Origin of the sequence: Myroides oncorhynchi (assembly GCF_020905415.1) — a bacterium.
In the GTDB taxonomy this organism is placed as follows: domain Bacteria; phylum Bacteroidota; class Bacteroidia; order Flavobacteriales; family Flavobacteriaceae; genus Flavobacterium; species Flavobacterium oncorhynchi_A.
In genome coordinates this window covers 3,786,864-3,801,099 of the sequence record NZ_JAJJMP010000001.1, presented here as the reverse complement: position 1 = coordinate 3,801,099, position 14,236 = coordinate 3,786,864, and the positions used below count along the sequence as shown (strand labels likewise).

Here is a 14,236-nt window from a genome sequence, read left to right as displayed (position 1 = left end):
ATGAAAAATTTAATAGTAAGAATAATACAAGTATTTCTTCTGATTTTATGTTTTATTTCGTGTAATTATGAAGATGATTACACGAATAAAAATCCTAAAGCTGTACAAGATAACCTTTATTCTCTAACAGCTCTAATCGTAAATAAGATAGATTCTCCTTTAGCAAAAGCAGAAGTTCTATTATTAGACGAAAACAGAAAAGAGTTGAAAAGACAAGAGTCTTCTGCTACTGGAGTAGCTGTTTTTACAGAATTACTTGTTGGTAGGTATATTATAAAAAGTAGTTATGCAGATCAGGTTAATGAGGTACCAGTTGAAATTAAAAATCAGGATGTAGAAGTTAAAATCAAATTAGAAATTATCTCCAAAGGTGTTATTCTACAAGGGTCACCAATTATTATAACTGGTTTACAAGCTGATCCTAGAGGAACAGATGCAGCAGCTAATGGTACATCTTCTAGTTATGAGGGAGGTAAAGTTGTTGTTAATCATTTTGGAGGTTACGAGTATGTACAGTTAATGGCTTTAGAAGATATTGATTTTGAAGCTACACCTTATAGTTTAGTTATTGCCAATAATGGAATTGTGGGAGATAAAGGATGGGCACAAGGAGGTATAGCTACTTATAAATTTGATTTAACATCAGGAAAAGCAAAAAAGGGAACTTTTTTTTATGTAGGTGGAAAGTCTAAGGTTTTGTCAGGTTATGGTAGTTGTGGAAAGAGTACTGACATCAGTACGTCGAATTGGATTGCTACAAAAGATTATAAATTGGAATCAGGAGACGGTTTTGGAGATCCAAATGTAGGTATATTAGGAAATTTAGGAAAGGATGGACAAAATATAGCGGATGGTGTAGCTATATTTAAAGGTACATCCATTACTGGAGAGTCTGTGCCTTTAGATGCTGTATTTTATGGAACATCATTAGATGGTGTATATGATGCAGTAAACAATTGGGGGTATAGAGTCCCTGTACAAAATGATCGTTATATAACAATAGATCAAGAGGGCAAGGCTCAGCCATTTTTTGGACAAGGAACTAATACACATTTGTTTAGTCAACCAGGATCTGATGTTGGAGAGTTTATCAAGTTAGGAGGTTCTACAGATAGAAAGGAATGGAAAGTGGTAAGAAACTCTTCTGTTGTACAGTTAAGTTATTGTGCTGGAGAATCTTCCTTAGCAGATATTGAAAAAGCAAGTGGTGTAACTATATTCACAGAAGGAGGCACAACACCTGAAGTACCACAACCTACAAAAGGTAATTTAAGCGTAATGTCTTTTAATATTCGTCATCATGACGATACTGATCCATTTTCTTTAGAAATAAGAAAGGAGTATATCTTAAAAGTAATTATAGACGAAATGCCTGATATCGTTGGATTACAAGAGTTTTCTGATAATTGGTTTGAAACATGGATGCAGCAACAGATGGCTGCTAAAGGATATGGTTATTATATGGATGAAGCAAATTCGTATGGATCACCTAAAGTAATCTTTTTTAAGAAAGATCGCTTTGATTTAAGGAATAGTGCAACTTATCAAATGAAATATACTGAGAACAGAAGTGGTGCATGGGTGATATTATTTGATAAACAGAAGCAGAAGGAATATTTTGTTACGAATAGTCACTGGACTACTGTTTCGTCTGAAGATAGAACAAAAATGGCAAAAGATGTAGTTAATATAATTAATCAAAATAATCAAAATCGCCCTGTAATCTGTATGGGAGATTTTAATGGACAACCCAATACCACGGAGATTAATGTTTTAAAAAAAACAACTCAACCTAAATTATTTAATGCGGTAGATGAATCATTAAAAACATTTCATAAATGGGGTCCAACAGGTTCAACTACTTTAGATTATATTTTTTATTCAGCTCCTTTTAAGTTAATAGAAGAAAAGGTGATACGAACAAGTTTTGGACAAATATGGCCTTCTGATCATTGGCCTGTAATGGCAATTTTTAATATAGAATAACATGAAGAAAATATGGATGGTAATTGGATTACTTTGTAGTCTAACTGCAACAGTTGTTGCTAAAGAAAAAATACCTCACGTAATATTAATTACTATTGATGGGTTTAGGCCTAACTTCTATTTAGAAGAAGATTGGGGAATGCATACTGTAAGAAAATTAATGAAAAATGGGGTAGCTGCTAAGGCTGTTACTCCTATATTCCCCTCTGTAACGTATCCTGACCATACGACAATTATTACAGGAGAATTTCCTTCTAAACATGGGATAGTCTATAACAATATCTTTGATCCTGCTTCAGGCTCTCAAAAGTGGTACTGGGACTATAGTGCTATACAAATTCCAACATTATATGATGTCGTAAAACAAAAGCAAATGACATCAGCTAATGTGATTTGGCCTGTAACTGTAAATGCACCTATCGATTATAATGTGCCAGATATATGGGATCTTAACAATGGGTACGATAGAAGAAGTATTACAGCTTTATATACTACTCCTTACAGTTTGTGGCGTGAGATACAAAATGAGGCAACAGGAACTTTAAGAGCTGAAGATTGGACAATGACTGACGAGGAGCTGATTATGGATGAAAATATTGCGCGTATGGGAAGCTATATGATACAAAAATATAACCCAAATTTTCTTACTCTTCATTTTCCTTGTACAGATCATTATGAGCATCAAGATGGGTTGGATAGCCCACTTGTTCGCGCTAGTGTTGCTGGAGCAGATCGTGCAATTAAGACGATAATAGAAGCCTTAGATCGTTCTAAATTAAAAGATAACTATGTGGTTATTATTACAGGTGATCATGGTTTTGAAAAGATTACACACCGTCTACAACCTAATGTTTGGTTAAAAGAAGCGGGATTGTTAAATGACGCTAAAGCAATGGACTGGGATGCGTTGTTTCACGCGCAAGGTGGTTCTGCTTTTTTGAGAGTACAAGGAAAAGATAAAGCCAAAACCGTTGAGAAGGTAAAAGCTTTATTAGAAAAGCAACCTCAGCAAATAAGAAGTCGTTATCGCATACTGTCAAAGCATGAACTACAACTGCTTGGAGCAGATCCAGAAGCAGAATTAGCTTTGACGGGATTAAACCACACTACATTTGGTGGGGGCGTAAAAGGAGAAGTGTTTAGTCAATTGCCTAAAGAAGGTGGTGCTCATGGTTTCTTAAATAGTGATAAAAGTATGCAAACGGGGTTTGTGGCTTTTGGAAAGGGAGTGAAAAAAGGAGTTGTATTAGATCAAATGGCACTAACAGATATTAGTCCATTAATTAGTGAATTGATGCAATTGGATTTTAAAACTTTGCCTATTCACTTAAAAAAACAACTGTTGATTGAGTAGTATTAAATGCTCGTAAATTGTTTTTTTTCATAATATACACTAAAAGTTACCTATCCTTAACACTGCCATAAAATGTACATATTGAGAATGTACTAGTTTTGACATCCATAGAATACTACTATTGATGTTAACGAATGACAAATGTAAATATGAAATTTAGTATTACTAAATCGCTAAGTATGCTTTTGTGTATAGAAGGAAAGTTTATTTACCCCACTTTATATTAAACAACATAAACATAACATAATGAAAAAAAGATTTTTTACTGTAGCCTTTTTATTGACAGCGACATTTGCTATTGGGCAGTCTAGTGTAAGAGGATATGTATTCGAAGACCTAAATAAAAATGGCAAGAAAGATAAGAATGAGAAAGTACTTTCAGGAGTAGGGGTGTCAAATGGAGTAGAGGTGGTTCAGACAAATGAAAAAGGAGAATATGTATTACCACTTACAGAAGATAATCAAATCTTTGTTATTAAGCCAGGTCAGTACACTACGGCTGTAGATCAGTATAATTTGCCTAAAACGTACGTCACTCATAAACCTAATGGTTCTCCTAAAGGAACCAAATATGAAGGAGTAGCTCCTACAGGTAAACTACCAAAGGAAGTAAATTTCGCTATGATGGCACAAGACGAATCAGCAACATTTAAAGCTTTTATTTTCGGAGATCCACAACCTTATAGTTTAGAAGAGTTGGAGTACTTTAAGAAAGCAGTAGTAGATGAGGTAAAACACAAGACTGAAGGTATTTCTTTTGGAATTAGCTTAGGGGATTTAGTAGGTGATAAGCTAGACCTTCATACTCCATATAAAGAAGTGATGAAAGAAGTAGGATTGCCTTGGTATAATGTGATGGGAAATCACGATATGAATTATGAAGCAAAAGAAGATATCTATTCTGACGAAACGTTTGAGAAAAACTTCGGACCTGCTAATTATGCTTTTAACTATGGGGAGGCACACTTCATCGTATTAGATAATATTCTGTATCCACATCCTATCACAGGAAAAGGTTATTTAGGTGGGTTTAGACAAGATCAATTAGACTTTATTAAAAATGATTTGAAGTTAGTACCTAAGGATAAGCTAGTCGTTATTTCTTTTCATATTCCTTTGTTTGTAGGTAATGAGAAGCACTTCGATAAGGATTCTAGACAGCAGTTATTAGACTTGTTAAAAGATCATGAAAATATCTTGTTACTGTCAGCACATACTCATTATCAGATGCATCAGTTTTATACGAAAGAACAAGGGTGGTCTGGCGTAAAACCACTACATGAGTACAATGTAGGGACTACATCTGGAGACTGGTATTCAGGAGAATTTAATGAATTAGGAGTACCTGCTTCTACGATGAGAGATGGAACTCCGAGAGGATATGCAACATTAGTAGTAAAAGGAAATAAATACGAACTAGACTATAAAGTATCTGGTAAAGATGCTGACTATAAAATGGAGTTATTTATGCCTAAAGTAATGGGGGATAAGAGAGCTTCTAATTACAGTGTGTACGCTAATGTATTTATGGGAACGGAACGTGATATAGTAGAATATAGAATTGATGGAGGAGAGTGGAAAAAAATGAAGAAAGAAGAGAGTTTTGATCCAAGCTTTTATGCTTCTGTACAGCGTTTTGATTTAACAGATGAATTATTGACTGGAAGAAAGCCGTCTAATCCTATTAACTCTTCTCACTTATGGAGTGGAAAGATTCCCTTTAATATAGGTATAGGACAACATTCAATTGAGGTAAAAGTAACAGATATGTTTGGAAGAGAACATGTTGAGAAACAATCTTACCGAATTGAAAGTAGTAAGTAAAAACTTTTAAAATTAAGTGTGTTGAAAGAGCCTGGTGCGAAAGCATTGGGCTTTTTCTTTTTATTAAAATTGACTACAAAAATGATTTGTATAAAGAATTAAGCACTCTGTTTTTTTGAGTTTTTTTACTTATATGGAACAAGGTATTTAGTGTTAAAGGAGAGTTTTATATTAGCAAAAAGAGAAGTTATTGAAGGAGATAGTCTATAGATATTTTAGGGAATGGGTAGTTGATTTTAGCTAACCTGTCATTTTATTATATCATATATTAGAAGTAAGTGTAGTAGTGGCGATACTTTAGCCTATATTTTTGTTTTGAATTTAACATAATTCAGCTATTTTTACTTCCAAAAAAAGTTATGAAATTATTTGCTGTACTAATTAGCCTAATCTCGTTGACAACCTTGGCTCAGCCCAAAGCTTTTCTAGACAAAACCACCTATCAATTTTGGTTAAACGAACCTAAGAAAGTGGAGGACAAAAATCCACTAATTATCTTTTTGCACGGAAGAAGTTTATCGGGAACTAATATTGATAGAGTCAAGCGATATGGTGCATTAAAAGGAGTAGAGAAGGGACTTGATATCCCTGCTTATCTAGTTGCACCACAGTTGCCTTCAGGTCCTTGGAATGCAGATAAAGTAGATGAGATAGTGAGCTATATGATCGCTAATTATAACATAGATGAGAGTCGTATCTATGTGACTGGTATGAGCTTAGGAGGATACGGAACGATGAAGTATGTAGGTAAGTATCCACATCGTATAGCAGCAGCTATCGCTATCTGTGGTGGGGGAGAAGAGAGAGATGCCTGTGCAGTGACGAATATTCCGATCAAGTTAATTCACGGAGATAAAGACTTTATTGTACCTCTTAAAGAATCTAAAAAGATAATGAACGCTATCCAAAGCTGTGATAAGAAAGCTCCTGTAGAACTACAAGTAGTCAAAGGAGGAACCCACGGTAGCGTAGAAGACCTATACAGACATATGGAACTGTATAATTGGTTGCTTCAGTACACTAAACCAACAGCTAGTAACGAGTAAATATATAGAAACCACCGAGTAACTTCTCAGTGGTTTTTTTTTGTGTAGGAAGAGTTTTGAGAATAAAGTAATTGATTATCGTGGTTTTGGAGTTGTTGTATCAGTATTACACACAAGCTATAAAAGAAGGAATCTAAAGAAAATCGGAATTTCCGATTTTTTTCTTGTTGCTAGATACAACACAAATAAATATATCTCCCACAAACTATGTCATCTCGACAAAGGAGAGATCCCATCTGTAAATAACATACAGCTACCACAGTATATCACCTCCTGCCAAAGGCAAACAACAAAATCACGACATCACGACATCACAAAAAAACAAATAACACCAATTCATCAGAACTTCTTATCTTTAACCCAGAATCAGCGTTAGCCAAATACTACAAAGCAATTCTACTTCATAGCTCTTTCATTAGCTCCTCAACCTTACTATAGTATGCTTTTGTCACTAATTTAGATCTATCTTGTATAATTACTTTTCGTTTATCTATCTATCACTTATTCTGGGTTTAAAAACGCAAAATAGCCTAACTGCTAAAACGCAATAAAGATGAAATACAAGATAGACCTATACACCCGAGTAAAGATAGACACATCTAGCGATGCTAAAGCGTATGCAAATATGCTGTGTATCGGTGATCAATGCAAATCATTTGGAGAGGGATATATAGAGAATTCACAGACTCGTATTTCCCTAATGGCCATCGTGAACGGTTTAGAGCAAATCAAAGAAAGAGCTGAGGTAACTATCTATACGACATCGAAGTATGTGCTGAATACATACGAAAAGGGATGGGTGACTAGGTGGATGTATAACGATTGGTTAAAAGGCGATGGTGAACCACCATTGAATATTGACCTATGGAAGCGATTTGCTGTCCAAATGAAGAGACATCATCTTACCTTTCACTACGTAACTAATTATAAGAAATATCCGCAATTAGTGGAGTGTCGTGAGATAGGAGCAGGTATTCTACTCCAACCACAGTTGCAAATAGATGAGGTCTATAGATCATATCTAGAGGAACTTCAGTATAACTTACACGATCTAATAGACGAACACAGAGTAGCAGAGATAGAGGTAGTACTAGATACTATAGTTGAACCTATAGAGGAGGTAATCGATAAATCTGTCTATGAGACACTTGATACCACGAATCAAGGGCTCGATACTGTGGCTGAACCAGAAGAGACTGTAATCTATGAATCTACCTACGAATCATTAGACGATATAGACGAAGAGGTAGAAGAGCACGAAGATGAGGAGAGTCAGAGCCACAGCCGCCCTGTCACCTTCACTAGAATGCCTAGTGATATCAAACTACTAGTGACTATCCGCGATCATCTAAATGATTACTTTGAGAATCACCCGATGGTAAACGAATTGCGATCTATAGAGTTATATAACGTAATACATAAAAATAAGACCTTAAAGGAACGTTTTATCTATCCTGTACTCCTTAACCGCTTCTTGCGCAAACAACACCAAGAAGGGGTGTTAAAACAGATAATTCCCAACTGTAAAATTGATACCTATAACACAGAATTATATCAGTGGTGTTTTTATCGATAAACGAATATAAACCATAAACCGGAGCAATGCTTCGGTTTTTTTCTTTCAGCTAGGTTTCTAGTCTCGTTCCCAAAATAGCACCTCAGTAAGCGAAAACAGGCAATCTTGGGGGAAATTGGGAACAAATACACTTTTAGCCTAAACTAAAAACAAGGTCAATCCCTTATTACTATTAAGATTTTAGCTAGAATGACTCACTGCTATTGATGTTGATTTGGTACCTTTTTTGCCCTAACGAGTTTATGAGGAAACTTTTTATTAAATAACGTTTTGTTCGGAAATTGTTCGGGAGTTGTTCGGAAAACTGGCCCTCCTTCCGAACAAACACTGAACTTTTACAAAGGATTACCGAAGGAATGACTTTTTTTTATTTGTAGTGTGCTGATTTTAAATAAGTTGACTTATTTTTTTAAAGAACAATTTAGGAAGAAAGAGACCTAAAATGGAATACATTGACTTTAGAGGTAAAGATAGGAAAAGAATTCCGTTTAAAGGAAGTTATAGGAATGAATAGGAAAAGATAATTGGAAGAAGGGTAGGTTTGTGGTGAATGTATATGGATTTACTCAAAGAAATGGGGAGGTTTACGGAAAACCGCTTGAAGAGAGAATAAAGAAACTATATTTGAAAACAAAACAATTCAGTTATGAAACCATTGATTAAAGTAACTCAGTTTACAAGAGAGAAGGAGATTCCTTCTCTTCATTCGCCTTTCTATTATGCTATTCTTTTTGAAGGAGAGGCAACGTTTACTTTAGACTTTCATACTTACACTTGTTCAGGAAAGAATATCCTTTTTTTGTCTCCCTATCAAATTTTGAATTGGAATACACTGCAAATGGAAGAGATGTATTATCTGCAGTTTCACGGTGATTTTTATTGCATTGAATACCATAACGAGGAGGTTGCTTGTAATGGTATCTTGTTTAACGCACCTTTTGAAGTTCCTTTTGTGGTATTACAGAATAAGGTGTATGATGAATTAGTGCAATATTGTAGTAAAATCAGTTTGTTAGACCAAGCAGAAACGAGTTATGATATCTCACTAGTTAAGACTTATTTACAATTGATTTTAGCCTTAAGTAGCAAAGAGAAACAAATAAGTAATGCTATTCAGAAAGTAAAAATAACTGCCATAGGAGAGGTTGCAAACTTTAAAGAATTGTTAGAAGAATATATTGTGCATTATAAATCAGTGTCTTTCTATGCTGATAAATACAATCTGTCAACGGATGTTTTTAGTAAAAAAATAAAGAAATACTTTGGAAAAACACCTACACAGCTAATCCAAGAACGCTTAGTACTAGAGGCTAAAAAGCAACTGCACCTTACACATAAAAGCATAAAGGGACTAGCAAGTGAGTTGGGCTTTTCGGATGAGTTTTACTTCAGCCGCTATTTTAAAAAAGAAGTAGGGGTTTCGCCTAAAGTATTTCGCGAGCAGGTAGGTATCTCTATTGTAGCAAAAAAGTCTATGGAATAGCGGGAATTGTCTATGTTTTGTTGTGTATGGGTACAGTAGTTTTATGCTTTTATAAAACAATATACAATGAAACAGAATTTAGAGTTTTTTAGCCAATTACAAGTCAAAGCAATTCATCTGATACGCCTTAGTATCTTTATAGTTATGTTGTGGATAGGAGGGTTAAAGGCCTTTCAGTATGAGGCAGATGGAATAGTGCCTTTTGTTATAAACAGTCCCTTTATGAGTTTCTTTTACCACAATGCGGATCAAAAGGCAATAGATGCGGATGGAAAAGAAGTGGCAGCTTATACCCAATATAAAAACCCTGAGGGCAAAACAGTTCAAAAGAACATTGATTGGCACACTGCTAATGGTACATACTTGTTTTCTTACGCTCTAGGGTTGGTTATCATAACGATAGGAGTATTTGTTCTATTGGGTATTTGGTATCCTAAAATAGGCTTTATAGGAGGGATTCTGACTATGGGAATGTCTATTGTGACCTTAACTTTTTTGATTACAACCCTGGAAGTATACGTTCCCAATCTTGGCGGAGATTTTCCAACACCTAACTATGGTTTTCCTTACCTATCTGGAGCAGGCCGTTTAGTGCTTAAAGATGTCATTATGTTAGCTACAGGATTAGTCATCGCTAGTGATAGCGCCCGTAGGATATTAAACTCAGATTACGATAGACAAGATAAACGAAAAGTAAGTATACAACGTAGGTCTGAATTAGATTAAGCATACTATAATATGGTTTTAAATCTAATGAAAGAACTATGAAGTAGAATTGCTTTGCAGTATTTGGCTAATGTGTAATCTTGGTTAAATATGAAGTTCTCTTAAAGAAGTATGACAATCATGCTCCTCTTGATTATGAGATTTTTATGTGTTCTAAAGTTGATTGATTTAAGGTTGGTAGAGGCCAGAGGTTATATATTAACTTTGAGTATTACTTTCAAGTTAGGTTTGTTTATCATTATTTAATCTATGTACCACTTCTTTTAATTATATTAGCCATCTTCTAGAACAATAATGTTATTAATACAAATGAAGAAGAGATAAAGTGTAATGGTTATCGGTTAATTAAAGAAGGTAAAACACTTTTACATTTTAAAAAATAAGTATATATAACAAAAGCCCTTTTGTTATTTTAGATAGCTACAAAGTCACGAAAATTCGCAGAGCGGAGTAGTGGTACCTTCGGCCAAAATAGGAGATGTTTTACCTAAAGATATTGATTGAAAACAATATATAAAATGAAAGATACTACCAATAAAAAATTATTAGTTCGCTCTTCTTCAGCAGAGTATTTAACGTTTATTGCAGCAACAGGAGAAGGAGGGGTTGACGCTATCTATGCAAATGAAACGATTTGGTTAACACAGAAAATGATGGGAACTCTCTACAATGTTGAGACACATACGGTGAATTATCATCTTAAGAAAATATTTTCTGACAGTGAGTTAGAAGAAGATTCAGTTATTCGAAATTTTCGAATAACTGCAAAAGATGGTAAAACGTATAATACTAAGCATTATAATCTTACTACTATAATTGCTGTTGGTTACAAGGTGAATTCTGAACGAGCAGTGCAATTTCGAAAATGGGCAACGCAAATCGTTGAAGAGTTTACAATCAAAGGTTTTGCTATGGATGATGAACGGTTAAAAAACGACGGAACTATTCTGGGTAAAAAATACTTTGAAGAACAACTTCAACGAATTCGAGAAATTCGATTGAGTGAACGAAAATTCTATCAAAAGATTACAGATATTTATATAACTGCCATAGATTATGATGTTACTGCACAAGCTACAAAACGCTTTTTTGCTACTGTTCAAAATAAATTACATTGGGCGATACATGGTCAAACTGCGGCTGAAATAATAGTAAGCAGAGCTAATCATCAAAAGGATAATATGGGGCTAAATACTTGGAAGGATGCACCCAAAGGTAAAATACAGAAGTTCGATGTTAGTGTTGCTAAGAATTATTTGTCAGAAAGTGAAATGCAACAATTACAACGTTTGGTATCGGCTTATTTGGATATAGCTGAGGATATGGCTATTAGACAAATACCACTAACTATGGAAGATTGGGAAAGTCGTTTAAATAGGTTTATAGAAGCCACAGACAGAGAGGTGTTGCAGAATGCAGGTAAAGTAACTGCTGAAATAGCTAAAGCTCATGCTGAAAGTGAGTTTGAGAAATATAGAATTGTGCAAGATAGATTGTTTGAAAGTGATTTTGATAAGATTATTAAGGATCAACTTTTGCCTGAATAAATCATATATACAGTCAAATATCAAATATACTGATGAGATAATATATTTACTGTGTTTTCCATGTAAACAGTCTTAAGAATACCTAGATTTAAACAGTCTTAAGAATACCTAGATTTAAACGATAGAGAAAATGATATGTGCTATTTGATTCATTTTGGGATGAAAGATATTATTAAGAATTTTTGTGGAACAGGTGGTTAGTATGGGGGATTGCAATTCTCCCCTACTGATTTGCTCTTACTAACTACAAAATTAGGAAATTTCGCAAAGCAGTACTAAATTAAAGTACTAGTCCTTTTGTTGACTACGTTAAATCCCTACCTTAGTCTTTTAAAAATATAAGTCATAAAACACAAACCCCTATGTTCGAACAAGTAGATAGAGATTCTTTAATCAGTCAGGAGTTTATCAATACCTATAAGCCTTATTTTAGAAAGGAAACTTATGCTGCTAAAACAGTGTTGTTAGAAGAGGGTGAGGTGGCTAATAAGGTATTCTGGGTAGAGAAAGGCTGTATGCGTGCTTGGATTAATAAAGATGGACAAGAGGTTACGTTTCAGTTCTTCTTAGAGAACAGTATGGTATCGTCTATAGAGAGTTTATGGAAGGGTGTGCCAAGTCGGTTTACCCTTGATACGATAGAGACTACCGAGGTTTGGGTAGCGGATAAGAGTGATATAAAGCCCTTGTTAGAAGAGGCTTTAGTAGAGAGAGAATACAGAGATTTGTTTATCGATGTGATCTTCCAACGTACTTTTGACTATGTCGCTCACAGTCTGTCTTTTGTGAACGCTACGCCTGAGCAGCGTTATTTAAAGCTTTATGAGACTCGCCCTGAACTTATCAGACGTATTCCTCAGCATTACATTGCTTCTTATTTAGGTATCTCTAAGGTTCACTTGAGCCGTATTAAAAGTAGACTACTCAAGTCTTGATTTGATAACAAATGTTATCGTTATAGCCACCTGTCTTACCATACTTTTATCTCTATAAATAGAATGAGATATGAAAGCAGTTATTGTCAAAGAAAAAGGAGCAACACCCGTATTTACATCCGACTTTAAACAAGTGGAAGTCGGTTCATCACAAGAAATTTTAATGAAGGTTAAAGCTGTATCTATTAAGAACTTAGATAGGGCTATCGCTAGTGGTATACATTACTCTGTAAGTAGTAAGCCTTTTTCACCTTTTGTCATTGGTACAGATGGGGTAGGTGAGCTAGCAGATGGCCGTTTAGTGTATGGCTTCGGACTTCACGGAATGTTAGGTGAGTACGCTGTGGTTAACAAAGCACAAGTAGTCGCTTTGCCTAAAGGAATGGACTTGGCTATGGTATCAGCACTTCCAAATGCCTTAATGGGATCAGTGATTGCGATGTTATTAAGAGGCAAATTAAAGCAAGGGGATGTTGTGTTAATCAATGGCGCAACAGGAGTAACAGGGCAAGTAGCAGTACAGATGGCTAAGTATTATGGCGCGAGTAAAGTAATCGCTACAGGTCGAAATACTGATGCTCTAGCTTATTTAAAGGAGCTCGGAGCGGACGAGACTATAGTACTTAGTCAAGAGAAAGATAATCTAATAGAAATCTTTAATCAGCTACATCAAGCTACGCCTATAGATGTGGTGATAGACTATCTATGGGGAGAGAGTGCATCGTGTATCCTAACAGCACTTAAGGGTAAAGGGAAGTATCAACACAGAACTCGTTTTGTCAATGTAGGTGCAATGTCAGGAGATATGATGGAACTGTCTTCTTCTATTTTAAGAGGTACAGATATTATGTTACTAGGCTCAGGGATAGGCAGCTGGACAGATGAGGAGGTGATGCGCTTCTTTAAAGAATTACTACCTGAGGCATTTGACCTTGCAGCGAAAGGCGGGTTGCGTATAGATACAGTAAGTTATAATTGGCAACAGATTAGTGAGGTTTGGGATAAACCGCTATCTAGTAGACAGCGATTAGTAATCCTGACAGAGTAATTATTTGTTGAAGATATATAGAAAAGCCCATTATATGAAGGGCTTTTCTTGTTGGTTGTAGGGGGGTATATAATATTCAGTTTACAATTTGTTCAAATCTAAAAGGTTGTTTTGGTGTTGTTCTTGAGATAATATAGTTGAATTAAAACTATTCATTATGATACAAAGAAAAGCATACCAATATTTAGAAGTTTGGAAAGAGGCAATGAATTTAATAACCTCTATTTATAAGGAGGTTAAGATAGAATCAGCTGATTCGCCTTATTTAGATTTAGGAACTTCCATATTAGAGAGAGCGATACAAATTCCGTTATGGATAGAGTTTTCTACCGATAAGGATGGTTATCACGAAAGCTATTCGTGTTTATGTGAAGCTAATTCAAGTTGTGCAGTTGTTAGGTACTATTTGATTTTATGTAGGGATTTAGAGTTTTTAAATATTGAAGTTGTTGATTGCTTATTAGAAAAGATAGAGCAGTTGATTATCATCATTGAGCACATGAAAGATGAGGATGAACAAAGTTATAAGAATGTATTTTGAATGCCTAGATAAGGGGAGCTTGATAAATACTTAAAAGGCTACTATACATTAATCTATTTTGCTATTATTTAGAACAGTATCTAACCAAAGAGTTTTAGGAGATTAGAGCAAATTGCAAATTGATCAGGAAATAGAAGAGAAATTAACCTGTGCAATTTTTGCACAAGTTA

At 34.9% G+C, this 14,236-nt stretch carries 11 protein-coding genes; all 11 read left to right on the top strand.

The features are described 5' to 3' along the window. On the top strand, window positions 1-1,986 hold the full coding sequence (locus tag LNQ81_RS16500; RefSeq protein ID WP_229948652.1) for an endonuclease/exonuclease/phosphatase family protein: 1,986 nt from the start codon (window positions 1-3) through the stop codon (window positions 1,984-1,986). Window position 1,987: 1 nt separating this feature from the next. Then, window positions 1,988-3,340, top strand: a complete 1,353-nt coding sequence (locus tag LNQ81_RS16495; RefSeq protein WP_229948650.1) for an alkaline phosphatase family protein — start codon at window positions 1,988-1,990, stop codon at window positions 3,338-3,340. A gap of 246 nt (window positions 3,341-3,586) precedes the next feature. Next, window positions 3,587-5,164: a calcineurin-like phosphoesterase C-terminal domain-containing protein gene (locus LNQ81_RS16490; RefSeq protein ID WP_229948648.1), complete on the top strand. Its 1,578-nt coding sequence runs from the start codon at window positions 3,587-3,589 to the stop codon at window positions 5,162-5,164. A gap of 359 nt (window positions 5,165-5,523) precedes the next feature. After that, window positions 5,524-6,210 carry a carboxylesterase family protein gene (locus LNQ81_RS16485; protein ID WP_229948646.1) on the top strand — a complete coding sequence of 229 codons (687 nt, stop codon included), beginning with the start codon at window positions 5,524-5,526 and terminating at the stop codon, window positions 6,208-6,210. A 553-nt stretch (window positions 6,211-6,763) separates the two neighbouring features. Next, window positions 6,764-7,786: an RNase H family protein gene (locus tag LNQ81_RS16480; RefSeq protein WP_229948639.1), complete on the top strand. Its 1,023-nt coding sequence runs from the start codon at window positions 6,764-6,766 to the stop codon at window positions 7,784-7,786. A gap of 646 nt (window positions 7,787-8,432) precedes the next feature. Then, the gene (locus tag LNQ81_RS16475; RefSeq protein ID WP_229948637.1) at window positions 8,433-9,269 is read left to right on the top strand and encodes a helix-turn-helix domain-containing protein; all 837 of its coding nucleotides are present in this window, start codon (window positions 8,433-8,435) and stop codon (window positions 9,267-9,269) included. 66 nt (window positions 9,270-9,335) lie between these two features. Beyond that, on the top strand, window positions 9,336-9,995 hold the full coding sequence (locus LNQ81_RS16470) for a DUF417 family protein (RefSeq protein WP_229948636.1): 660 nt from the start codon (window positions 9,336-9,338) through the stop codon (window positions 9,993-9,995). A gap of 518 nt (window positions 9,996-10,513) precedes the next feature. Further along, window positions 10,514-11,542: a virulence RhuM family protein gene (locus LNQ81_RS16465; RefSeq protein ID WP_229948634.1), complete on the top strand. Its 1,029-nt coding sequence runs from the start codon at window positions 10,514-10,516 to the stop codon at window positions 11,540-11,542. A gap of 362 nt (window positions 11,543-11,904) precedes the next feature. Continuing rightward, complete coding sequence (locus LNQ81_RS16460) at window positions 11,905-12,477, top strand: Crp/Fnr family transcriptional regulator (protein ID WP_229948632.1); 573 nt, start codon at window positions 11,905-11,907, stop codon at window positions 12,475-12,477. A gap of 70 nt (window positions 12,478-12,547) precedes the next feature. Further along, window positions 12,548-13,525 carry a quinone oxidoreductase family protein gene (locus LNQ81_RS16455; RefSeq protein WP_229948630.1) on the top strand — a complete coding sequence of 326 codons (978 nt, stop codon included), beginning with the start codon at window positions 12,548-12,550 and terminating at the stop codon, window positions 13,523-13,525. Window positions 13,526-13,682: 157 nt separating this feature from the next. Further along, window positions 13,683-14,066 carry a four helix bundle protein gene (locus tag LNQ81_RS16450; protein ID WP_229948629.1) on the top strand — a complete coding sequence of 128 codons (384 nt, stop codon included), beginning with the start codon at window positions 13,683-13,685 and terminating at the stop codon, window positions 14,064-14,066. Window positions 14,067-14,236 lie beyond the last annotated feature (170 nt).